Source organism: Hafnia psychrotolerans (genome assembly GCF_014639435.1).
GTDB lineage: Bacteria > Pseudomonadota > Gammaproteobacteria > Enterobacterales > Enterobacteriaceae > Ewingella > Ewingella psychrotolerans.
This window is the reverse complement of sequence record NZ_BMFZ01000008.1, coordinates 155,463-179,077: the sequence shown is the minus strand read 5'-3', so window position 1 is coordinate 179,077 and position 23,615 is coordinate 155,463. Positions and strand designations below refer to the sequence as shown.

The following is a 23,615-nucleotide window of genomic DNA, read 5'->3' as shown; positions in this document are numbered from 1 at the left end:
TGTGAACTCCAAGCAGTACTTGCTCAGGAATATAATCATGGCAGCTGGCAGTACGACTTTATGCGAGGAGATGGTTTTGGGGAGATTTTACCTCGAATGAGCGAGCAGTTAGCCGATCAGGTTCTGGTTGAGCGGGTCCAGAAGGGTGATCAGAAATCGTTCAATTTACTGGTTATCCGTTACCAGCATAAAGTAGCGAGCTTGGTTTCCCGCTATGTACCACAAGGCGATGTGCCTGATGTGGTTCAGGAATCATTTATTAAGGCATATCGTGCACTGGATTCATTTCGAGGCGATAGTGCTTTTTACACGTGGTTGTACCGTATTGCGGTCAACACAGCGAAAAATTATTTAGTGGCTCAAGGGCGCCGCCCGCCAGCCAGTGATGTGGATGCCAGCGATGCCGAAAACTTCGAAAGTGGCGGAGCATTAAAAGAAATTTCGAACCCTGAGAACTTGATGTTGTCAGAAGAATTAAGACAGATAGTTTTCCGTACTATTGAAGCACTTCCTGAAGATCTTCGCATGGCGATAACCTTGAGGGAGTTAGATGGGATGAGCTACGAAGAAATAGCGTCCATCATGGATTGCCCCGTTGGCACGGTCAGGTCTCGTATTTTCCGCGCTAGGGAAGCAATTGATAATAAAGTTCAACCGCTGATTCAGCGCTAACAATAGCGGACACAGGAAGGGTACTTAGACATGCAGAAAGAAAAGCTTTCCGCTCTGATGGATGGTGAAGTCTTAGATTCCGAATTGCTGAGTTCGCTTTCGGAAGATAAAACGCTTCAGCAAAGCTGGCAGAGTTATCACTTGATCCGCGACACCATGCGCGGTGATATGGGAAATGTTGTGCATCTGGATATCGCAGATCGTGTAGCGGCTGCATTAGCGAATGAACCTGCTAAGTTGGTCCCTGGTGCCATTCCTGAATCTCAACCGCGCCCTAATGTGTGGGAAAAAATGCCGTTCTGGCATAAAGTTCGCCCATGGGCTAGCCAACTGACTCAGGTCGGCGTTGCAGCCTGTGTTTCCCTTGCCGTGATTGCCGGTGTGCAGCACTACAACCAGCCAGATGCATCCGGTGTTGCGCCAGAAACGCCTGCGTTTAATACGTTGCCGATGATGGGTAAAGCGTCACCGGTAAGTTTTGGTGTCCCAAACAGCGACAGTACGTCACTGAATGGTCAGCAAAATGTCCAGGAACAACGTAAACGTATTAACGCCATTTTGCAGGATTATGAACTGCAGCGCAGATTGCATTCTGATAAGCTTCAGTTGGAATCTATTACACCGCAGCAGGCTGCTGTTCAGGTACCCGGAAATCAGTCTTTAGGAATGCAAGCGCAGTAATGAAGCAAATTTGGTTTGTCTTTTGTTTACTGACTGGCAGTCTGCTTACTCCAATGACTGCCTTGGCGGAACCCACGCCCGAGGCACTATTGCAAGAGATGAGTAAGGCGAGCCAGTCATTAAATTATGAAATCGGCTTTATCAGCATCACGAAGCAGGGAATAGATTCCTATCGCTATCGTCATGCCCTTTCCAACGATATCCCTCTCGCGCAGTTAGTCCTCATGGACGGACCTCGTCGTGAAATTGTTCAACGCGGCAAAGACATCAGTTATTTCGAAACCGGTCTGCAGCCTTTCACTTTGAATGGCGATCATATCGTTGATTCTTTGCCGACACTGGTGTTCAGCGATTTTGCCCGACTGGCAAAGTATTATGACTTTATTTCCGTTGGCAGAGCGCGGGTGGTTGATCGGTTAAGCCAGGTCATTAGGGTTGTATCGCGCGATAGCACACGTTTCAGCTATGTTATATGGATTGATGAAACCACTAAGTTACCTCTTCGGGTCGATTTGCAAGATCGTGACGGCGAGACTCTGGAGCAATTTCGTATCATCTCCTTCGTTGCTGATAACGCAGTGAAAGCCTCTTTGGTGAAATTAGAGAAAGCATCATTACCGCCGGTGCTTTCAGTACCCGCCGGGGAGCAAACCAAATTTAATTGGCAGCCTAAATGGTTACCTGATGGCGTGACTGAAGTGGCCAGTAGTCGCAGACACTTGCCTAATATGCCGGTCGCGATAGAATCACGGCTCTATTCTGATGGACTATTCAGTTTCTCTGTCAACGTGAATACCACCACCAACCCACCTGCTGAGCAGTTAGTCAGGCAAGGGCGTAGAACTGTGCAGACAGAGATCCGCAATGCTAATGAAATTACCGTTGTGGGCGAACTACCGCCTTCAACCGCGAAGAGAATTGCTGATAGCGTTGTTTTCGATGCGAAGTAAAATAAAGGTAGGGTAATCAAGATGATGAAAGAGTGGGCTACCGTCATTTCGTGGCAAGATGGTATTGCAAAGCTTCGTTGCGAAACGCAGGCCGGGTGTAGCAGCTGTCATTCGCGATCTGGCTGCGGCGCGCGCGTACTCAATGAGCTTGGCCCGCAAACTGAACATCATCTTCGGATCAATGTCGCGCAAGAACTTCAACCCGGCCAAAAAGTTGAGTTGGGCATCAATGAAGGTAGTCTTTTATATTCAGCTTTTCTGGTTTACATGACGCCGTTATTGGGGGTGATTCTCGGAGGTGGGCTATTGCAATGGCTCACTCAAGGGGACTTATATTCAGTCATTGGCGCTATCGCGGGAGGTGGGCTGGGTTTTTTAGCTGCACGAATTTTAGCTTCCAGACTTGAAAATCAGTCAGGTTATCAGCCTGTTATTTTACAAATTGGTCTGCCACCCGATGCATTGCGTTTCCAGAATGAAAAACCTCAGATATCTTCCTAAGTGTCTCCCTGTCTATTTATTGCCAGCAAAATCTATTTTACCTTCATTCATCTGTCGCCAAATCTATATTAATCCCTTATCGGGATGCGGTTTTGGATCATATGCTCAATAAGAGCGATAAACAGGTCGGCGCTGAGTAACGATGTATAAAGTATGGAGAAAAGAATGCGTCCATGGCTATCCAGTAGACGGATCATCTGGCTGTTACTTCCCCCGCTAATATAGTGTATATCTTCAACAGGTATACATAGCCCCTCATCCGACGTAATAAAGCGTGCACTGAGTCTTATTTTCTTTTCGTTTAGCATCAATAGATTACTTCTGAATAAGTGCTGAAGCTTGGACGTTGATGCTGCTAAATATGTGAACGAAAAACTCCCATCGTTAGCCAGAATAGATAACGCCTGCGGGCCACGCGACATCAGTTGTTCATTCTTTATGACTTCAATCAGCCTTTCTGCATGGGTGATATTGGCGGGGATTCGATGCCAGTATTTATCATTTCCTTCGCGAAAAGCCATTGTGTCTAATATTTTTCGGGTATATTTACCGGTTCTGTAACGGTATATCTCCGTTATTCTTTCAAAAGGGATAAAACGATTTTTTTTGTCACTTTCGTTAATCACCAATATGCCATTTTCATGTAATTGATAAATTTGTTTAGGTTTGGTGTAGTGCCGGAGAAGGAATAAAGTGACGCCTAAGCCAACACTGAAAATAGCCGTCAGTGTAATAATATGCAGTCCATCGTTCCCCGTTCTTCCCAAAGCAAGAAGGAATACGAACTCTATTGCACCTCCTACCATTAATAGCGCAGCAAGAATCATAGTGATCCAGGAATTGGCTTTGGCAAAGCCATGCTGACTGAGCAACCGTCCTTCATTGATCATGATGCTAACCTTGTGACCGTATTGAGAAAAGTAAGGTGAAACAAGCACTCAAAGAAACTGAAATAGACTCGAAATAAATTCTTTTATAACAGCTATTTAAAGTTTATTTCGCTGGTGAGTAAATGAGCATTTTCCTAAAGTCTTGTCACTCAATGAGTAGTGCTACGGGACAGGGACGGTCATCAGGAAGACTTACTTACAACTTATTGCATTCGCCACTGCATTTCGTCATGGGAAGATAGGCATAATGCTCAGTTAGGTGGCGGGGAGGCTAGGTTTTCGCGGTCCCCACATGTAGAATGCTGCGACTTAGGCGAAAGACAGCCAACCTACAAACCGTCGCTGTGTTGTTATGGCGAATGATTCAGAAATACCAAGGTAGAAAATCTTTATAATGAAGAACATAAGAAATTTTTCCATCATCGCCCACATTGACCACGGCAAGTCGACGCTGTCCGACCGTATTATTCAAATCTGCGGCGGCTTGTCCGATCGTGAAATGGAAGCGCAAGTTCTTGACTCAATGGATCTGGAACGCGAGCGAGGGATCACCATCAAAGCCCAGAGTGTGACGCTGGACTATAAAGCTAAAGATGGCGAGATCTACCACCTAAATTTCATTGATACACCCGGCCACGTCGACTTCTCTTATGAAGTTTCACGTTCACTCGCCGCCTGTGAAGGTGCGCTGTTAGTGGTCGATGCTGGTCAGGGGGTTGAAGCCCAGACTCTGGCAAACTGTTACACCGCCATGGAAATGAATCTGGAAGTGGTACCCGTTCTTAATAAAATCGACCTGCCAGCCGCCGATCCTGATCGCGCTGCACAGGAGATTGAAGACATCGTGGGTATTGATGCAACAGATGCCGTGCGCTGTTCGGCTAAAACCGGTGTTGGCGTACCTGATATTTTGGAACGTCTGGTGCGCGATATTCCGCCGCCAGTGGGTGATCCTGAAGCACCATTGCAGGCGCTGATTATTGACTCTTGGTTTGATAACTATCTTGGCGTCGTTTCTCTGGTCCGTATTAAGAACGGCACCATGAAAAAGGGCGACAAAATCAAAGTGATGAGTACCGGTCAGGTTTATAACGCTGATCGACTTGGTATCTTCACACCTAAACGTGTCGATCGTGATTCGTTGGGCTGCGGCGAAGTTGGCTGGCTGGTTTGTGCGATTAAAGACATCCTCGGTGCGCCAGTAGGCGATACGCTCACTCAGTCACGCCACCCGGCTGATAAAGCGCTGCCTGGTTTTAAGAAAGTAAAACCGCAGGTCTATGCCGGTTTGTTCCCGGTCAGTTCCGATGATTACGAAAACTTCCGTGATGCGCTTGGTAAACTCAGCCTGAACGATGCCTCCCTGTTCTACGAACCAGAAAGTTCTACTGCACTGGGCTTCGGCTTCCGCTGTGGTTTTTTGGGTCTGCTGCACATGGAGATCATTCAGGAGCGTCTGGAGCGTGAATACGATCTGGATCTGATCACCACGGCACCGACGGTGGTTTACGAAGTTGAGACGACCAGCAAAGAAACCATCTACGTTGATAGCCCGTCTAAGTTGCCAGCACTGAATAATATCGAAGAGCTGCGTGAGCCTATTGCTGAGTGTCACATGTTGATGCCGCAGGAATATCTGGGCAGCGTTATCACGCTCTGTATCGAAAAGCGTGGCACTCAGACCAACATGGTTTATCACGGTAATCAGGTCGCGCTGACCTATGAAATCCCAATGGCAGAAGTGGTACTCGACTTCTTTGACCGTCTGAAGTCAACGTCACGGGGTTATGCTTCGCTGGATTATAATTTTAAACGCTTCCAGGCCTCAGACATGGTGCGTGTTGACGTATTGATCAACGGCGAGCGTGTCGATGCGCTGGCACTGATCACTCACCGTGGTAATTCGCAGTCCCGTGGGCGTCAGCTCGTTGAAAAAATGCAGGAGCTTATCCCACGTCAACAGTTTGATATCGCCATTCAGGCCGCTATTGGTGCTCATATCATTGCGCGTGCCACTGTGAAGCAATTGCGTAAAAACGTATTGGCAAAATGTTACGGTGGCGATGTGAGCCGTAAGAAGAAACTGTTGCAGAAACAGAAAGATGGTAAGAAGCGCATGAAGCAGGTGGGCAATGTCGAGCTACCGCAAGAAGCGTTCCTGGCTATTCTCCATGTTGGTAAAGACGGCAAATAAGCCCTCGATAAATTGTAGGAGTATGCATGGCTAACATGTTTGCCCTGATTCTGGCGATTGCAACGCTGGTTTCCGGGATTATCTGGTGCTTGGACCGTTTCAAGTTTGCTCCCGCTCGTCGGGAAAAAATTGCCAGACTGAAAGTTGAAACTGCGGGTGCGGTTGATGAGAAAACCTTGCATAAAGCGGCTAAACAACCTGGCTGGGTTGAAACCTGTGCCTCTGTTTTCCCGGTATTGCTGGTGGTGTTCGTGATTCGTTCGTTTATTTACGAACCTTTCCAAATTCCATCCGGTTCGATGATGCCGACGCTGCTGATTGGCGATTTCATTGTGGTGGAGAAATATGCTTACGGCCTGAAAGATCCGATCACGCAAACCAAACTTATCCCAACGGGTGAACCTAAACGTGGCGATGTTGTGGTGTTTAAATATCCGCTAAATCCAAGTCTGGATTACATCAAACGTTTAGTCGGTATGCCGGGTGACCGCGTGACTTATAACCCTTTCAGTAAGGAAGTTACCGTTCAACCCGCCTGTAATAGCGGAAAGAATTGCAATACTGCGCTGGCAGTGACCTATGATACAGGTCATGCGAGTGACTTCGTACAGACCTTCGGTCAGTCGTCTGGCAGCGAAGCCAGCAACGGTTTCTTTGAAATTCCCCCTTCGGCCAGCGTGCCGCAAGATGGCGTTCGTCTGCTTGAACGTCAGGAAACGCTGGGCAACGTGACGCACCGTATTCTGACTGTTCCTGGTGCGCGTGATCAGCTTGGTGCTTACTATCAGCAACCGGGTCAGCCTATGGGCACCTGGGTTGTTCCGGCCGGTCATTACTTCATGATGGGCGATAACCGTGATAACAGCGCTGATAGCCGTTACTGGGGTTTTGTGCCGGAGAAAAATCTGGTCGGCCGCGCATCCGGTATTTGGATGAGTTTTAAAAAGCAGGAAGGTGAGTGGCCAACGGGCGTACGCCTGAGCCGTATTGGTGGACTTCACTAATATAATGCCGGCTATTTCCGCAGCATTATATTTCCACCCGTTGTAGAATACCCTTTCGAGCGATAAAAGTTGGCTCTCATTCGTTTTTACTTCTTTATTTAAAAAGAGAGAAGAACGGAGGGAGCCACTGCAAACGAAACAGCTTTGGATTTGTTTAGGCAAAGCAGGCCTGTTCCGTATGCTGAAGTTTTTGACGCATTCTTGATCTATTGGTAACTCATGAATCCCATCGTAATAAATAGGCTTCAGCGGAAGCTGGGCTACACTTTTCAACAGCAGGAGCTCTTATTGCAGGCACTGACTCACCGCAGCGCCAGCAGCAAACATAATGAGCGGTTAGAATTCCTGGGTGACTCCATCCTTAGTTATGTTATCGCCAATGCGCTCTACCAACGTTTTCCTCGCGTTGATGAAGGCGACATGAGCCGCATGCGGGCGACGCTGGTACGTGGCAATACCTTGGCAGAAATGGCGCGTGAGTTTGATCTTGGCGAATGTTTACGTTTAGGCCCAGGAGAATTGAAAAGCGGGGGTTTCCGCCGCGAATCTATTCTTGCGGATACGGTGGAGGCGCTCATTGGCGGCATATTTATAGATAGTGATATCCAAAATGTCGAGAGATTGATTCTCGAATGGTATCGCAGCCGCCTTGACGAAATCAGTCCAGGTGATAAGCAGAAAGATCCTAAAACCCGCTTGCAGGAGTTTTTACAGGGCCGCCATCTGCCGTTGCCTTCTTATCTGGTGGTGCAGGTTCGCGGTGAAGCGCACGATCAGGAGTTTACTATCCACTGCCAGGTCAGTGGCTTGAGTCAACCGGTTGTTGGAACCGGGTCAAGCCGCAGAAAAGCCGAGCAGGCGGCAGCGGAACAAGCGTTGATACAGCTGGAGCTTGAATGAGCGAAGAAAAGAATTATTGTGGTTTTGTAGCCATCGTGGGTCGTCCGAACGTTGGCAAATCTACCTTGCTGAACGAATTACTGGGGCAAAAAATCTCCATTACTTCGCGGAAACCACAAACAACCCGTCACCGTATTATGGGTATCCATACTGAAGGCCCTTATCAGGCTATCTACGTTGATACTCCAGGGTTACATATTGAAGAGAAACGGGCGATTAACCGTCTGATGAACCGTGCTGCCAGCAGTTCTATCGGCGATGTAGAGCTGGTGATTTTCGTGGTTGAAGGTACCCATTGGACGCCTGACGACGAAATGGTCGTCAATAAATTGCGCGACAGTAAAGCTCCGGTCCTGCTGGCTATCAACAAAATCGACAATGTCACTGACAAATCGAAGTTATTGCCACACTTACAGTTCCTCAGTGAGCAGATGAACTTCATCGACATCGTACCAATGTCTGCTGAGAAAGGTATCAACATTGATACCCTCGCGAGTATTGTTCGTCAGCGCTTGCCTGAAGCGGTTCATCACTTCCCGGAAGATTACATCACTGACCGTTCACAGCGTTTTATGGCTTCTGAAATCATCCGTGAAAAACTGATGCGTTTCTTAGGTGAAGAGCTGCCGTACTCGGTTACCGTAGAAATCGAACGTTTCGTGACCAATGCGCGCGGTGGTTACGACATCAATGGCCTGATCTTGGTGGAACGTGAAGGCCAGAAGAAAATGGTGATCGGTAACAAAGGTTCGAAGATTAAAACCATTGGTATCGAGGCACGTCAGGACATGGAAAATATGTTCGAAGCAAAAGTCCATCTTGAGCTGTGGGTCAAGGTTAAATCCGGTTGGGCAGATGACGAACGTGCACTGCGCAGCTTGGGTTATACCGACGACTTATAAGGTCCTCGCCTATGGAAGGCTGGCAACGCGCATTTGTTTTGCATGGGCGACCTTACAGTGAAACCAGCTTAATGCTGGATTTGTTCACTGAAGGACAAGGGCGGGTGCGTATTCTTGCAAAAGGGGCGCGCGGTCGTCGCTCAAATTTAAAAGGCTGCTTGCAGCCTTTTACGCCTTTATTAGTCCGCTGGAGCGGGCGGGGAGAAGTAAAAACGCTGCGCAATGCCGAACCGGTTTCCCTGGCACTTCCCCTTTCTGGTTCAATGCTCTACAGCGGCCTCTACGTCAACGAGTTGGTTTCTCGCGTCCTTGAACAAGAGACTAACTACTCTTCGCTGTTTTTCGATTACCTCAACTGTTTGCAAAATTTAGCGGGAGCCAGCGGTTCACCCGAACAACCTCTGCGTCAGTTCGAACTGGCTTTGCTCAGTCATCTTGGTTATGGGGTGGATTTCCTACATTGTGCGGGGAGTGGGGAAGACGTCAGCGACACCATGACATACCGTTATCGTGAAGAAAAAGGATTTATTGCTAGTCTGGTTATCGATAATACCAGTTTCACAGGCCGTGACCTTAAAGCGCTGGCCAGCCGGGAGTTCCCTGATGCGCTCACTCTGCGAGCCGCCAAACGTTTCACCCGCATGGCGCTAAAACCTTATCTTGGCGGCAAGCCCCTTAAAAGCCGTGAACTCTTCCGCCAGTTTTTCGTCAAAAAGCCCGACACACCTGCTGAGAGCTAATTTATCCTCCGGGCTACACCCCACAGTGCCGTAAGGTGTAAACTGAGGAAATTGCATTTTTGATCCATTCTTAAGTCAATCCATTCTAAAACCTGGAGCTGTTATGTCTGAATTGCTGTTGGGCGTTAACATCGATCACATCGCAACACTGCGCAATGCGCGCGGTACGGCTTACCCGGATCCGGTGCAGGCAGCGTTTATTGCTGAACAAGCGGGTGCTGACGGTATTACCGTTCACCTGCGTGAAGATCGTCGCCATATCACTGACCGCGACGTTCGTTTGCTGCGTCAGACCATCCAAACGCGTATGAATCTCGAAATGGCGGTGACCGATGAAATGGTAGGTATTGCCTGCGAAATTGAACCACATTTCTGCTGCCTGGTGCCTGAGAAACGCGAAGAGGTGACGACTGAAGGGGGTCTGGATGTTGCTGGTCAGATAGACAAAATGACCGTGGCTGTCTCCCGTTTAAGCGAGGCGGGTATTTTGGTTTCGTTGTTTATCGATGCAGATATGCGCCAGATCGACGCCGCAGTGGCTGTTGGCGCACCTTACATTGAGATCCATACCGGCGCTTATGCCGATGCGAAAAATGATCTTGAGCGTCGGGTTGAACTTGATCGTATTAAACAGGCTGCGGCCTATGCAGCGGGCAAAGGTTTGAAAGTGAACGCAGGCCATGGCCTGACTTATCACAACGTGCAGCCGATTGCCGCGTTACCGGAAATGCATGAATTGAATATCGGCCACGCTATCATTGGGCAAGCGGTGATGGATGGTTTGTCGGGCGCCGTGCGTGAAATGAAAGCGCTGATGCGTGAAGCCCGCCGGTAATGGCGATCCTCGGACTTGGCACTGATATTGTAGAAATCACGCGTATCGAAGCCGTGGTTGAACGCAGCGGTGACCGACTGGCGAAACGTATTCTTTGTGCCAACGAGTGGTTGCTCTATCAGCATCATCAACAGCCGGTGCGGTTTTTGGCGAAGCGTTTTGCTGTGAAAGAAGCTGCGGCGAAAGCATTAGGCACCGGCATTCGTAACGGTCTGGCGTTTGAACAGTTCGAAGTGATAAACGATCCATTGGGAAAGCCCGGATTAATATTTCACGACCGTGCTGCGCAGATGGCTGAAGAGTTAGGCGTTAAATCAGTACACGTTACGCTGGCTGATGAGCGGCGTTATGCCTGCGCCACGGTTATCATCGAGAGTTGATGCTGTCATCACGCCGTTAAGCTAAACGGCGTGATGCATGACCACAAATTTATCCCATAACTGCTCGTTGGTTTCGCTGTGCTGGGGATCAAGGATGATGGTGTTATCGATCGGGCAGACGCTCTGGCAGGTCGGTTTATCATAATGGCCGATGCACTCGGTGCAACGGTTGCTGTCAATCTCGTAAATTTCCGCGCCCATCGAGATGGCCTGATTCGGACATTCCGGCTCGCACATGTCGCAATTGATGCATTTGTGTGTGATAAGCAGGGCCATAATCTCTCTCGTGTTAGCAATAATCCGGCCGCACAGTATAGCAGAGTTGGCTATCACCGCGTTTTTTCACGTTATCGATCCTCCCCTGAAGTGATCCGGATCAAACCAGCTTTTTTACCAACTCCTCGCTATGTTTGATCCTTTCCGGCGCATGGACCGTGTCCTGCTGAATGAGGGCCATAAACAGCAGGTCGGTCAGTGAATATTGCGCCGTGGTGGCAGAAACTGCGGCGCCACGCGTTGCGGGTAACTCCGCCACCGTATAAAGACAATGGTCAGCCTGTTGCTGGAGCGAGTTGGGTGAAAACCCGGTCAGTGCCAGTACCCTGGCGCCACTTTGACGTGCGACATCCGCCGCCAGATTAATCTCTCGTCGCTCACCGCTAAAGGAAATAGCCAGCAGTAAATCGTTTTCTGACAGTGCCTGAACCGTTGCCAGCAACACATGTGTGTCCGACTCAGCAATGGCTGTCAGCCCAATCTTCAGCAGCTTATACGCCAAATCCTTCGCCACCAGGCCTGATGCTCCGATGCCAGTCAGGATGATTTTATGCGCTCCAACCAGCATCACGAGTGCCTGTTGCAGCCGCTGCTCGCTGTTGATGTCCAGTGTGGCTCGCAGCGCAGACTGCTTCTCCGCCAGTAACTTTTCGCCAACCACCAGTAAACTGTCGGTGCTTATGATCTGGTTATGCACTGTCACCGCCGACTGATTTTGTGGTAACGCCAGCGCTTCACTCATTGCCAGTTTCAGGGCAGGAAAACCTTTATATCCTAACTTTTGGGCAAACTTCACGACGCCAGACTGGCTGACCCCAGCCAGTTCCGCCAGCTTTTGTGAGCTTAGATGGCGTGCTTGCTCAGGATGTTCCAGCAGAAAGTCCGCCAACCTGCGGTCATTTTGCGCCAGTGTCGGGTAGATCTGGCGTATACGGATCATGCTGCTCATTTTCAGGGTTCCTCGTCTCGGTACCTGCACACATCACGAATTAACAATTATGTTATCTAAAGTAGCAAATATTTCTCGCCTTTAAGAATAAAATATTCAAATATCTATTTATAATTATGAATTAAAAATTCACGAGGTAACGTTATGAACTTAGGAACTCTGGTTTCCGAAAGCCGCAACCCGGCAACAATGAACCTTGACAAGATGTCTACGCTTGAAATGGTGGCCGCTTTTAACCATGAAGACAGTAAAGTCCCGGAAGCCATTCGCGTGATTTTGCCGCAAGTGGCGCAGGCTGTCGATATGGCGGCAGCCTCTTTCAAAGCCGGAGGTCGCCTGATTTATCTGGGCGCTGGCACCAGTGGACGCCTCGGTGTGCTGGATGCATCGGAATGTCCACCAACATTTGGTGTACCACACAGCATGGTGATCGGCCTAATTGCTGGTGGGCCAGGCGCGTTGCTCAAAGCCGTCGAAGGTGCGGAAGACAGTGAGGCACTGGGCGTCGCTGACCTACAAAATATTCAGCTTACCGCTGCTGATACCGTGGTGGGTCTCGCGGCATCGGGCCGCACGCCTTATGTTATCGGTGCATTGCGCTATGCCAGCCAGATCGGCTGCGCCACGGTAGCCATCTCCTGCAACCCGGATTCCCCTATTGCGCATGAAGCGAAAGTGGCGATTTCCCCGGTAGTGGGTCCGGAAGCCTTGACCGGCTCTACCCGCATGAAATCGGGTACTGCACAGAAACTAATACTGAATATGATCTCTACCGGAGCGATGGTGAAAACCGGCAAGGTGTACCAGAACCTGATGGTTGATGTGAAAGCCACCAACGTCAAACTGGTGGATCGCGCCTGTCGCATCGTGGTGGAAGCCACCGGTGCAGCGCGTGCCGATGCAGAAGCCGCGCTGGCACAAACAGAATGTGAAGTAAAACCGGCCATTCTCATGCTACTCAGCCAGATCACTGCCGAAGAGGCTGTCCAGCGCTTGAGTATCCATCATGGCTTCCTGCGCGCCGCTCTGGCGTGTTGATGCCTTATTGAAAAAGGGGAATAGCATGGCGACAGCAATCAATAAAACCGAACTGCTGGCAACGCAAATTCTGCAACGTGTGGGCGGCGAAGGTAATATCAGCAAGCTGGAAAACTGTATGACGCGTGTGCGGGTTGAAGTTCACGATGAGCAGCAGCTCGATCTGTCTGGTATCAAAACCCTGACGGGTATCAAGGGTTACATCAAGCAGGGTGAACAGCATCAGTTTATTGTCGGTCCCGGTGCTGCAGCCAAAGTGGTTGATGCCATGCGCGTGTTGATGGTTGGTGGAGAAAACAGCCCGCCAACCGATACCATTTCCCGCAATAAAGCTCAGGCGAAAGCGAAATACTCTGCACCCATGAGCGGGGCGCTGCGCCAGCTCGCTAATATCTTTATTCCGCTTATCCCTGCATTTATCGCCTCTGGCCTGATCATGGGCATCATTAATCTGCTCAAACGGCCTGACATCGCCGGCTCGATTGCGACGGACTATCCGAATATTCTCGGGCTACTGGCGGTATTCGGCGGTGCGGTGTTTGCCATCATGAATATTCTGGTCGGCGTGAACGCCGCAAGAGTGTTCGGTGGCTCGCAGGCGATGGGCGGCGTAATGGCTGGTATTCTTTCCAGCCCGGCACTGGAACAAATTACCTTATTCGGCGAAACACTCCAGCCCGGTCGCGGCGGTGTGATTGCCGTACTGCTGGTGGTTGCGCTGATGTGTTGGCTGGAAAAACGCCTGCGCCAATGGCTGCCGGAATCTATTGAGCTGATCCTCAACCCGCTGATCACTACCCTTATCACCGCCACGCTGGCCATTGTGATCCTTCAGCCGCTGGGTGGCATTATTTCGGACGCTATTGCTCACGGTGTAAATATAGCGATCGATAAAGGCGGTCTGTTGGTGGGCGCGGTTCTGGCCGGATTCTTCCTACCGTTGGTGTTGTCTGGGTTACATCAGGGGTTAGTGCCTATCCACGTCGAACTGATTCAGGCGCACGGTTCCAATCCGTTACTGCCTATTTTAGCGATGGCAGGTGTCGGGCAGGTGGGCGCAGCGATCGCCGTCTACTTAAAAACGCGTAATCCAAGGTTGAAAAAAGTGATCAAAGGTGCGCTGCCGGTAGGGATCCTCGGCATCGGCGAGCCACTGATTTTCGGGGTGACACTGCCGCTCGGTCGACCTTTCATTGGTGCATGCCTGGGCGGTGCGGTTGGTGGTGCGCTCATCTGTTACTGGAAAGTCGCCACGGTGATCACCTTTGGGATCTCGGGTTTACCGCTGGCACTGACGATTGTCTCCGGAAAAGTGATGTTGTACCTGGCGGGGATATTGATTACCGTAATAGCCGGTTTTATTTTTACCTGGATAATGGGGTTCAACGATCCCGAGGAGTAACGCATTGAGCGCGACGGCGGATCGACGAGTAGTTTTTTTTGACCTGGATGGAACACTTCACCAGCAGGATTTGTTCGGTAGCTTTATGCGGTTTCTGCTGTGGCGGATGCCGCAAAATCTCCTGTTAGTGGTGCCGCTTTTGCCGGTTGTGGGGCTGGGAATGCTGATACACGGGCGTGCGGCACGCTGGCCGATGAGTTTGTTGCTGTGGTCGATCACCTTTGGTCACCGTGAGGCCAAACTTAAAGATCTCGAACTGCGTTTTGTTAATGTGTTTCGCCAAAAAGTCGTGGTTTTTCCCGTGGTGCAAATGCGTTTACGAGACTATATCGAAAACCACGATGCTGAAGTGTGGTTGATCACGGGTTCACCGGAAAATTTGGTACAGCAAGTGTATAACGCTTCCCCTTTTCTGCCCAAAGTTCACCTGGTGGGAAGCCGTATCGCAAGAGGTCGCGGCGGTTGGGTGTTACCGTTGCGCTGTCTGGGCGAAGAGAAAGTGGTGCAACTTGAACAGCGTATTGGTTCGCCTTTAAAACTCTACAGTGGTTATAGCGACAGTAAACAGGATAACCCATTGTTGTTCTTCTGCGAGCACCGCTTTCGCGTGAGTAAACAAGGCGAACTACAGCAGCTCGAATGAAGTTCTTTTTCGGGCTTTTCAACGCATGAATTTCTCACTTGCTCCGTCAGCGGTTGGGTTACGTATGATGAGAACGCTATAATGGCCGCCGAAGCAACCGCGATGAGGTGAAAGTGGCAGAGCAATACAGTGATGAAGATTGGATGCGTTATGCATTGAATCTGGCCCTTAAGGCACAGGAAGAAGGTGAAGTGCCGGTGGGCGCCGTGCTGGTACTGGACAATCAAGTGATTGGCGAAGGCTGGAATCGGCTCATCGGCCATCATGATCCCACGGCCCACGCTGAAATCATGGCATTGCAACAGGGCGGCCAAACAATACAGAATTATCGTCTGCTGAATGCCACGTTATACGTTACGCTGGAACCCTGCGTGATGTGCGCTGGTGCGATGATCCATGCACGTATTCGGCGGGTTGTTTATGGTGCGGCGGATCATAAAACCGGCGCAGCAGGATCGCTATTGGATATTTTAGGTCATCCGGGAATGAATCATCAGGTGCAGATCACGTCAGGTATTCTGGCGGATGACTGCTCAGCCATGTTGAGTTCCTTTTTCCGTCAGCGTCGCAGCCAACACAAAGCCCTCAAATTAGCGCAGCGCGAAGCAGATGGCCCCGCCGTTGACGCCTGATTTTATGGCGCAGATGCCAGCGCCTGCGACGAATCCACAGCAGGATACCCGGCTCCCAACTGAGCCTGCATCGCGGCTTCCTGCGCCTGCTTTTTCTCTTTTTCCATCAGATAGCCCACCAGACTTAACTGATAGCGCCGGATATTCTCGACATATTTGTAGGCCTGCGTTCCACGCGCATAACCATAAGTAGTTCGGCTGAAATAACGCTTCTGGTTGAGCATCGGCAAACGCTGCTTCACATCTAGCCAGCTGTCAGGGTCGCCTTTCTGATCGGCCGTGAGTTTGCGAGCATCAAGCATGTGACCGTAACCCATATTGTAAGCCGCCAAAGCAAACCAGATCCTTTCATCCTTAGAGATTGTCGGGGGCATTTTATCCATCAGGCGTGATAGGTAGAGTGCGCCGCCCTGAATACTTTGCTCTGAATCCGTTCGGTCATCGACATCCAGACCTGAAGCCGTGGCGCGCGTCAGCATCATCAGACCGCGCACGCCGGTCGGAGATGTTGCCAGCGGATCCCAGTGTGACTCCTGATAAGATATCGCCGCCAGCAAACGCCAATCAATATCACCAGCATATTTCATAAACAGCGGTTGCAGTGCTGGCAGGGTGGTGTCGATCGCTTTGAGGAAAGTTCGTGTATCTACGTAATCGAATTCCCCGACGTGCCCAAGGTATTTCTCCTCCAGCTTTTCCAGCGTGCCGTCTTCGGAAATCTGGCTAAAGAAGTCCAGCATGGCAGCATACAGACTGTCATCATCGGCTTTTTTACTGAAGTACCAGGTGACGGGTTCATCGGCAGTCACGTTAAATGCCACCGCTAACCGTGGATAAACCCGCTGCATTAGCGCGACGGTAACAGAATCGCCCAGTGTGTAATCCAGTTTGCCCTCCGCAACTTGCTGCAATAAATCACGGGGGGAGAGCTTGTCGGTTTCGCTCCAGTGTAAATTAGGGAATTTTGTACTCGCAGCCTGTAGCGCACCTACGTGCGCGGTGCCTGAAGAGACAAGGAGCTCTCCTTTGACATCAGCCAAGGTTTTTGGGCGCACCGAACCCTGGCGATACAACAACTGTTGTGATACCGAATAGTATTCAGGCCCGGTACGGTAATTTTTCAGGCGCTCAGCGTTGTAGATCAGGCCTGACGCCAGCATGTCAGCTTGATTGCTGTCCAGGCCGTTGAACATTGCGTGGACGTTGTTATAGGGTGACATGACCAGTGTCACACCAAGGTAATCAGCAAAACGCTTTGCCAATTCGTAGTCGAATCCGGCACTGCCGTTGGGGCTGTTGAAAAAAGTCAGTGGAGAATTAAGCGTGCTAACGCGTAATTCTCCACTGGATTTTATCTGTTCCAGTTGATCGCCTTCACCCCGATGCCATGGAATTGTTGGCCATAAAGCCAATGCCAGCAGCAGGGCGGCAAGACCGACCAGAAAATAATTTAATTTTATGCGCGTCAAATAGTTATCTCTCTACGGCGCTATTATTTTTGTGAGTTTAAGCTCTGTCATTACTATGGTTATATTCCCAGTGCCGAAGCATTTTGCTCAACAAAGCGACAGGCTGCAACTTTATTCATAATAACCACTCAATAAATAAGCTTTTTAGTTAATATGAATATTCACAGCGCAAACGGTTTCGTCGCGCTCAGGCTTTCTTTATAATAGCCGGCGTTTCCCCCCTGTTGCGCCCAATGAAGCACTGTGATCAGTCGCTTCGAAGACGAGAGATCTGTGATTATGGAAATACTGCGTGGTTCGCCCGCTTTGTCGGCTTTTCGCATTAGCAAATTATTGTCCCGCTGTCAGGATGCCCACCTTCCGGTCAGTGATATTTACGCAGAATATGTACACTTTGCCGACGTCAGCGCTCCGCTGAGCCTGGATGAAAAAACCAAATTAGGACGACTTCTTAAATACGGTCCTTCACTTGCTGAACACGCTCCCGAAGGTCGCTTATTGCTGGTGACTCCACGTCCAGGCACGATCTCCCCCTGGTCTTCTAAAGCGACAGATATTGCACATAACTGCGGGTTATCTCAGGTGTTACGTCTGGAACGTGGTCTGGCGTTTTACATTCTGGCCCCAACGCTGACTGACGAGCAGTGGGCGCAGTTAGGCGGATTGCTGCATGACCGCATGATGGAAACCCTGTTCGACCACATGGAAGAGGCTCAGGCACTGTTTGCCCACCATCAACCTGCACCCGTTCAGTCGGTTGATATTCACGGCGAAGGCCGTAGCGCGCTGGAAGCCGCCAATAATAAACTGGGCCTGGCACTGGCGCAGGATGAAATCGATTATCTGATGGACGCTTTTACGTCGCTGGGGCGCAACCCGACCGATATCGAGCTGTATATGTTTGCGCAGGCTAATTCCGAGCACTGCCGCCATAAAATTTTCAACGCTGACTGGGTAATCGACGGTCAGGAGCAGCCAAAATCGCTGTTTAAGATGATCAAAAACACGTTTGAGCAGACGCCGGATCACGTTCTGTCAGCTTATAAAGACAATGCTGCCGTGATGGAAGGTTCGCAGGTTGGGCGTTTTTACGCCAATGCGGCCGATGGTCTGTATGATTTTCATCAGGAGCAGGCGCATATTCTGATGAAAGTGGAAACCCATAATCACCCGACCGCCATCTCTCCGTGGCCGGGTGCCGCAACCGGTTCAGGCGGCGAAATCCGTGACGAAGGTGCTACTGGTCGCGGAGCTAAACCTAAAGCCGGGCTGGTGGGCTTCTCCGTATCTAATCTGCGAATTCCGGGTTTTGAACAACCGTGGGAAGAAAATTTCGGCAAGCCAGACCGTATCGTCACTGCGCTGGAGATCATGACCGACGGCCCGCTGGGCGGTGCTGCGTTCAATAACGAATTTGGACGCCCGGCGCTGCTAGGTTACTTCCGTACCTACGAAGAAAACGTCAACAGCCACAACGGCCCTGAGCTTCGCGGTTATCACAAACCCATCATGCTAGCGGGGGGGATCGGCAATATCCGCGCTGATCACGTGCAAAAAGGCGAGATCACCGTTGGCGCGAAACTGATTGTGCTTGGCGGCCCGGCGATGAATATCGGTCTGGGCGGCGGTGCAGCTTCTTCTATGGCTTCCGGTCAGTCTGATGCCGATCTGGATTTCGCCTCGGTACAGCGCGATAACCCGGAAATGGAGCGTCGTTGTCAGGAAGTGATCGACCGCTGCTGGGAGCGGGGTGAAGCCAACCCCATTCTGTTTATTCACGACGTAGGTGCAGGCGGTTTGTCTAACGCGATGCCTGAACTGGTCAGCGACGGTAACCGTGGCGGCCGCTTCCAACTGCGTGACATTCTGAACGACGAGCCGGGTATGAGCCCGCTGGAAGTGTGGTGTAACGAGTCGCAGGAGCGCTACGTACTGGCAGTTTCTCCTGCTCAATTGGCTGAGTTTGATGCTATCTGTAAACGTGAGCGCGCACCTTACGCCGTGATCGGCGAAGCGACCGAGGAAATGCACCTTTCTCTGGAAGACCGTCATTTCGACAATCAGCCGATCGACATGCCGCTGGATGTGTTGCTGGGTAAAACGCCGAAGATGACCCGCGATGTCACTACGCTGAAAGCGGTGGGTGACAGCCTTAATGCAGAAAATATTCAGCTTACCGACGCAGTAAAACGCGTGATGCATCTGCCTGCTGTGGCGGAAAAAACCTTCCTGATCACTATCGGTGACCGCACCGTAACCGGTATGGTTGCGCGGGACCAGATGGTCGGTCCGTGGCAAATCCCGGTAGCTGACTGTGCGGTTACTACCGCCAGCCTCGACAGCTACCATGGTGAAGCCATGTCACTGGGCGAACGTGCACCCATCGCTTTGCTGGATTTTGCCGCCTCGGGCCGTATGGCCGTCGGTGAAGCACTGACGAATCTGGCTGCGGTCGAAATTGGTAACCTGAAACGCGTGAAATTGTCAGCTAACTGGATGTCTGCTGCCGGTCATCCGGGTGAAGATGCGGGCCTTTACGCGGCGGTCAAAGCGGTCGGTGAAGAACTCTGTCCTGCGCTGGGGATTACCATTCCCGTCGGCAAAGATTCTATGTCGATGAAAACGCGTTGGCAGGAAGGTAACGAAGCGCGTGAAATGACCTCGCCACTTTCTTTGGTGATCACCGCTTTTGCCCGTGTCGAAGATGTGCGCAGCACGGTGACGCCGCAATTGCGAACCGACAAGGGAGAAACGGCGTTACTGCTGGTGGATCTCGGCTGCGGCCACAACGCCTTAGGCGCCACGGCGTTAGCACAGGTCTATCGCCAACTGGGTGATAAACCGGCAGATGTACGCAGTGCAGAACAACTGGGCGGCTTCTTCAACGCCATGCAGGCGCTGGTTGCCGATCGTAAACTGCTGGCTTACCACGACCGCTCTGATGGCGGTCTGTTAGTGACACTGGCCGAGATGGCATTTGCCGGTCACTGTGGCCTGACGGTTGATATTGCTGCATTAGGCAAAGACCGGCTGGCGGCGTTGTTTAATGAAGAGCTGGGCGCTGTTGTTCAGGTGCGTGCCGAAGACCGTGCTGACGTCGAGCAGACGCTGACGAAATTTGGTCTGGCTGAATGTACGCATTATCTGGGCAGTGTCGACGTGGGCGATCGCTTTATCATTACTCACGGTGACAAACCGGTGTATAGCGAAAGCCGTACAACTTTGCGTACCTGGTGGGCCGAAACCACCTGGCAGATGCAGCGTTTGCGCGACAATCCTGAGTGTGCCGATCAGGAGCATGAAGCCAAGACCCACGATCGTGATCCGGGTCTGAATGTTAAACTGAGCTTTGCTCCCGATGATGATGTGGCAGCCCCTTATATTGTTAAAGGTGTGCGCCCGAAAGTCGCTGTGCTGCGTGAGCAGGGCGTTAACTCCCATCTTGAAATGGCTGCCGCTTTCCATCGTGCGGGCTTCGATGCGGTAGATGTTCATATGAGTGACTTGTTGAGTGGTCGCCGCGACTTGCAGGCGTTCCACTCGCTGGTAGCGTGCGGCGGCTTCTCTTATGGTGATGTATTGGGCGCGGGAGAAGGCTGGGCTAAGTCAGTGCTGTTCAACGATCGCGTGCGCGATGAGTTCGAAGACTTTTTCCATCGTCCCCAAACGCTGGCGCTCGGTGTGTGTAATGGTTGCCAGATGATGTCCAACCTGAAAGAGCTGATTCCGGGCGCAGAACATTGGCCGCGCTTTGTGCGTAACCTGTCTGACCGCTTTGAAGCACGTTTCAGCCTGGTGGAAGTCACCGCCAGCCCGTCGTTGCTCATGCAGGGAATGGTCGGGTCACGGATGCCCATCGCGGTATCACATGGTGAAGGTCATGTGGAAGTCCGCGATGCGGTGCATCTGTCTCAGCTTGAACATGCCAATCTGATCGCACTGCGTTTTGTCGATAATAGCGGTCGCGTGACAGAAGACTATCCGGCTAACCCTAACGGTTCACCTAATGGTATTACTGCTGTCACTAACCTATCAGGTCGTGTGACCGTGATGATGCCTCACCCTGAGCGTGTATTCCGTACCGTCAGTAACTCCTGGCATCCTGAAGAGTGGGGCGAAGACAGCCCGTGGATGCGCATGTTCCGCAATGCGCGTAAACAGCTCGGCTGATGTTGGGGTGAGTGATAAAAATCCGGAGTGCAGTTGGGCTCCGGATTTTTTTATCATTGTCTGACGACGGTATATAAGTTGCAGGCAGTCGCCAGTCAATATATCAGAACATTCATTTCCCTTGCATGTTAACGCTAAGCATTTTCCCGATAGTAAGTGGATATTCCTAAAAAATAGAGCATTGAATATTTTCTTACAAATTGGCTCTGAGGGTTTTAAAACTTATTTAAGTGAAAATTGGTACTATAGCTCCATAACATAGGGAGCATGATATTAAGTGTTTATTTTAAAAAAGAATATTACCTGGGTATTGATATTATCCAGTGTTTGGATTTTGCCTGCTTTCGCCAGTTCTGAAAGTACGTTATCGGCACAGACAACAGCGCGACCCGGTTTTATGGGGTGGTGGGACTCGTGGATAAATGACGTTTCCGCCACATGGAATGACTCACCCAATAAAGATATTTACCTACCGGTCATCACCTGGCATAACCGCCTGACCTATGACAAAAAGAAAACGGACAGCTATAACGAGCGCCCTTGGGGCGGAGGATATGGCATTTCCCGTTATGATGAAAATGGCGACTGGCACGGTCTCTATTTCATGGCCTTCAAAGACTCCCATAATAAATGGGAACCTATCGGTGGCTATGGTTATGAAAAAATATGGCAACCTGCGCAGGATAAGAATTTCCGCCTGGGACTGGGATACACCGCGGCTGTCACTGCGCGTGACGATTACTCTTATATTCCTATCCCTTTAGTGCTGCCTTTGGCTTCTATAAGTTATGACAAGCTGAGTTTTCAGGCCACGTATATCCCCGGCACCTACAATAATGGGAATGTGTTTTTTGCCTGGCTGCGCTATCAGTTCTGACATGACTGTCATAAAAGCGTCATTATTAGCGTTTTGATGTGAGCTTGATCCCTCTCTGCCATCACATATTCTCCTATGCTGGAAATTCACCGCTGGAATCAATCTGTTGGAAAGATTGAGGCGCGGTGGATGTCTATACCATGGAAAATTAAGAGGATTAACACGTGAAAACTGTACATCGCGCTTTTGCACTGACGGCGTTAGCTTGCCTGCTGCCAATGTCAGCCCCTTCTTTTGCTGCCAACACGTCCCTTGAACTGCAACAGGTTCTGGTTATGAGTCGTCATGGTATCAGGGCGCCACTGGTGAACTACGGTGATGTCCTGGCCGAGTCGACCCCATACACCTGGCCAAAATGGCAAACAGAAGGTGGGCTGCTGACCCCTAAAGGCGGCAAAGTTGAAGAACATATGGGCCAGTATTTCCGTGCATGGTTGGCGAAAAATCAAGTACTCCCTGCGGCGCAATGTCCGACTGGCGGGCAAGTTTTTGCCTACGCAAACAGCCTGCCACGTACAATTGATACTGCGAAGCACTTCGTGACCGGCGCATTCCTGGGCTGTGATGTGCGAGTGGTTAATCGGGTTGAAATTGGCAAAATGGATCCAGTGTTTAACCCGATTATTACTGCCGACGTGAACGAAAAATTCAAAGCGGATGCGCTCAAGTCTATTAATCAGCACGCGGGCAAGGACGGCCTTGATGGCCTGAATCAGCGCTTAAAACCGAACTATCTGCTGCTACAAAAAGTGATGGATTATCAGAATTCCAAGCGGTGTAAGCAGGATAAGCAGTGTGATTTGGCCTCCCAACCGTCGAGTGTTGTCCTCAGTCAGGGTAAAGAACCGGGTATCACCGGGCCTTTACGTATGGCAACGGGCGCCACTGATGCCTTTATGCTGCAGTATTATGAAGGCTTCCCGATGAAAGAGGTCGCTTGGGGGCAGATCACTACGCCAGAGCAGTGGACGAAACTGGAAACCATTAAAAACCTCTACCATGAGACGCTGTTCGGCTCACCTGCGATCGCGGCCAATGCGGCGAAACCTCTGCTAACGTTCATTTCCGGGGCGCTGAATAAGGGGGAGGCGAAATCGGCAGATCAACAGTCAGCACAACAAGCCAGGTTAGCCCTGTTGGTCGGACATGACTCCAACATTGCTTCTTTACTGGCAGCACTGAAAACCAAAGATTACACTTTGCCAGGTCAGTATGAACGCACGCCGATCAGCGGTGCGGTAGTATTCCAGCGCTGGCATGATGCGAAAGCTAATAAAGACTTGATGAAGATTGAATATGTTTATCCGACGGCGAAACAGATCCGCAATAACACCGCACTGAGTTTGAAAAATCCGCCACAGCACGTCACCCTGCAAATTGAAGGCTGTGAAATCGATAACCAAGGTTTCTGCCCGATGGATAAATTCACTCAGGCGCTGCATAAAGACCTGCAAGGCTAGTCTGTGGGTTAGGTGCTTCTTTTCTTTCTGCGCAGGGGATTCTGCGCAGA

At 50.6% G+C, this 23,615-nt stretch carries 22 protein-coding genes; 18 read left to right on the top strand and 4 right to left on the bottom strand.

Annotated elements, in window-relative coordinates:
* Window positions 1–96: 96 nt before the first annotated feature.
* Genes rpoE through rseC form a run of 4 tightly spaced genes read left to right on the top strand, consistent with a single transcriptional unit; the run spans window position 97 to window position 2,804 of the window.
* On the top strand, window positions 97–672 hold the full coding sequence (gene rpoE, locus IEV89_RS15390) for an RNA polymerase sigma factor RpoE (RefSeq protein ID WP_188474483.1): 576 nt from the start codon (window positions 97–99) through the stop codon (window positions 670–672).
* Between the two features lie 30 nt (window positions 673–702).
* Window positions 703–1,353: an anti-sigma-E factor RseA gene (rseA, locus tag IEV89_RS15385; protein ID WP_188474402.1), complete on the top strand. Its 651-nt coding sequence runs from the start codon at window positions 703–705 to the stop codon at window positions 1,351–1,353.
* Complete coding sequence (gene rseB, locus IEV89_RS15380) at window positions 1,353–2,303, top strand: sigma-E factor regulatory protein RseB (protein WP_188474401.1); 951 nt, start codon at window positions 1,353–1,355, stop codon at window positions 2,301–2,303. Before rseA ends, rseB begins: the two co-directional genes overlap by 1 nt.
* 21 nt (window positions 2,304–2,324) lie before the next feature.
* On the top strand, window positions 2,325–2,804 hold the full coding sequence (rseC, locus tag IEV89_RS15375) for a SoxR-reducing system protein RseC (protein ID WP_188474400.1): 480 nt from the start codon (window positions 2,325–2,327) through the stop codon (window positions 2,802–2,804).
* A 68-nt stretch (window positions 2,805–2,872) separates the two neighbouring features.
* Here the strand turns inward: rseC and IEV89_RS15370 are convergent, their stop codons facing one another.
* Complete coding sequence (locus tag IEV89_RS15370) at window positions 2,873–3,694, bottom strand: DUF6585 family protein (RefSeq protein WP_188474399.1); 822 nt, start codon at window positions 3,692–3,694, stop codon at window positions 2,873–2,875.
* Window positions 3,695–4,088: 394 nt separating this feature from the next.
* Here IEV89_RS15370 and lepA point away from each other — a divergent pair, with 394 nt between their 5' ends.
* The 7 genes from lepA (at window position 4,089) to acpS (ending at window position 10,649) form a co-directional block, all read left to right on the top strand.
* The gene (gene lepA / locus IEV89_RS15365; protein ID WP_188474398.1) at window positions 4,089–5,888 is read left to right on the top strand and encodes a translation elongation factor 4; all 1,800 of its coding nucleotides are present in this window, start codon (window positions 4,089–4,091) and stop codon (window positions 5,886–5,888) included.
* Window positions 5,889–5,914: 26 nt separating this feature from the next.
* Window positions 5,915–6,892: a signal peptidase I gene (gene lepB, locus IEV89_RS15360; RefSeq protein ID WP_188474397.1), complete on the top strand. Its 978-nt coding sequence runs from the start codon at window positions 5,915–5,917 to the stop codon at window positions 6,890–6,892.
* Between the two features lie 219 nt (window positions 6,893–7,111).
* The gene (gene rnc, locus IEV89_RS15355) at window positions 7,112–7,792 is read left to right on the top strand and encodes a ribonuclease III (RefSeq protein ID WP_188474396.1); all 681 of its coding nucleotides are present in this window, start codon (window positions 7,112–7,114) and stop codon (window positions 7,790–7,792) included.
* Window positions 7,789–8,694: a GTPase Era gene (era, locus tag IEV89_RS15350; RefSeq protein WP_188474395.1), complete on the top strand. Its 906-nt coding sequence runs from the start codon at window positions 7,789–7,791 to the stop codon at window positions 8,692–8,694. Before rnc ends, era begins: the two co-directional genes overlap by 4 nt.
* Window positions 8,695–8,705: 11 nt before the next feature.
* Window positions 8,706–9,434 carry a DNA repair protein RecO gene (recO, locus tag IEV89_RS15345; protein ID WP_188474394.1) on the top strand — a complete coding sequence of 243 codons (729 nt, stop codon included), beginning with the start codon at window positions 8,706–8,708 and terminating at the stop codon, window positions 9,432–9,434.
* Window positions 9,435–9,537: 103 nt separating this feature from the next.
* Window positions 9,538–10,269, top strand: coding sequence for a pyridoxine 5'-phosphate synthase (gene pdxJ, locus IEV89_RS15340; RefSeq protein WP_188474393.1), 732 nt, complete (start codon window positions 9,538–9,540; stop codon window positions 10,267–10,269).
* On the top strand, window positions 10,269–10,649 hold the full coding sequence (gene acpS / locus IEV89_RS15335; RefSeq protein WP_188474392.1) for a holo-ACP synthase: 381 nt from the start codon (window positions 10,269–10,271) through the stop codon (window positions 10,647–10,649). The genes pdxJ and acpS overlap by 1 nt, the downstream gene beginning before the upstream one ends.
* A 21-nt stretch (window positions 10,650–10,670) precedes the next feature.
* On the opposite strand, the gene IEV89_RS15330 is transcribed toward acpS, so the two are convergent.
* Together IEV89_RS15330 and IEV89_RS15325 are read right to left on the bottom strand one after the other, a co-directional pair.
* Window positions 10,671–10,925 (bottom strand): YfhL family 4Fe-4S dicluster ferredoxin, encoded by a 255-nt coding sequence (locus IEV89_RS15330; protein ID WP_188474391.1) that lies wholly within the window; start codon window positions 10,923–10,925, stop codon window positions 10,671–10,673.
* Between the two features lie 100 nt (window positions 10,926–11,025).
* Window positions 11,026–11,874, bottom strand: a complete 849-nt coding sequence (locus IEV89_RS15325) for a MurR/RpiR family transcriptional regulator (protein WP_188474390.1) — start codon at window positions 11,872–11,874, stop codon at window positions 11,026–11,028.
* A gap of 144 nt (window positions 11,875–12,018) precedes the next feature.
* On the opposite strand from IEV89_RS15325, the gene murQ reads away from it, so the two are divergent.
* From murQ to tadA, 4 genes are all read left to right on the top strand, one after another.
* Window positions 12,019–12,912 (top strand): N-acetylmuramic acid 6-phosphate etherase, encoded by an 894-nt coding sequence (murQ, locus tag IEV89_RS15320; protein ID WP_188474389.1) that lies wholly within the window; start codon window positions 12,019–12,021, stop codon window positions 12,910–12,912.
* A gap of 37 nt (window positions 12,913–12,949) precedes the next feature.
* The gene (locus IEV89_RS15315) at window positions 12,950–14,314 is read left to right on the top strand and encodes a PTS transporter subunit EIIC (RefSeq protein WP_188474482.1); all 1,365 of its coding nucleotides are present in this window, start codon (window positions 12,950–12,952) and stop codon (window positions 14,312–14,314) included.
* Between the two features lie 4 nt (window positions 14,315–14,318).
* Window positions 14,319–14,957, top strand: a complete 639-nt coding sequence (yfhb, locus tag IEV89_RS15310; protein WP_188474388.1) for a phosphatidylglycerophosphatase C — start codon at window positions 14,319–14,321, stop codon at window positions 14,955–14,957.
* A 113-nt stretch (window positions 14,958–15,070) separates the two neighbouring features.
* Window positions 15,071–15,589, top strand: a complete 519-nt coding sequence (gene tadA, locus IEV89_RS15305) for a tRNA adenosine(34) deaminase TadA (protein ID WP_188474387.1) — start codon at window positions 15,071–15,073, stop codon at window positions 15,587–15,589.
* A gap of 2 nt (window positions 15,590–15,591) precedes the next feature.
* On the opposite strand, the gene mltF is transcribed toward tadA, so the two are convergent.
* Window positions 15,592–17,058, bottom strand: coding sequence for a membrane-bound lytic murein transglycosylase MltF (gene mltF, locus IEV89_RS15300; RefSeq protein ID WP_188474386.1), 1,467 nt, complete (start codon window positions 17,056–17,058; stop codon window positions 15,592–15,594).
* 276 nt (window positions 17,059–17,334) lie between these two features.
* Here mltF and purL point away from each other — a divergent pair, with 276 nt between their 5' ends.
* The 3 genes from purL to agp all read left to right on the top strand — a co-directional run bounded on the left by purL (window position 17,335) and on the right by agp (window position 23,565).
* Window positions 17,335–21,228 carry a phosphoribosylformylglycinamidine synthase gene (gene purL / locus IEV89_RS15295; RefSeq protein WP_188474481.1) on the top strand — a complete coding sequence of 1,298 codons (3,894 nt, stop codon included), beginning with the start codon at window positions 17,335–17,337 and terminating at the stop codon, window positions 21,226–21,228.
* A 277-nt stretch (window positions 21,229–21,505) separates the two neighbouring features.
* Window positions 21,506–22,105, top strand: a complete 600-nt coding sequence (pagP, locus tag IEV89_RS15290) for a lipid IV(A) palmitoyltransferase PagP (RefSeq protein WP_229746490.1) — start codon at window positions 21,506–21,508, stop codon at window positions 22,103–22,105.
* A gap of 164 nt (window positions 22,106–22,269) precedes the next feature.
* Window positions 22,270–23,565: a bifunctional glucose-1-phosphatase/inositol phosphatase gene (agp, locus tag IEV89_RS15285; RefSeq protein WP_188474385.1), complete on the top strand. Its 1,296-nt coding sequence runs from the start codon at window positions 22,270–22,272 to the stop codon at window positions 23,563–23,565.
* Window positions 23,566–23,615: the final 50 nt, after the last annotated feature.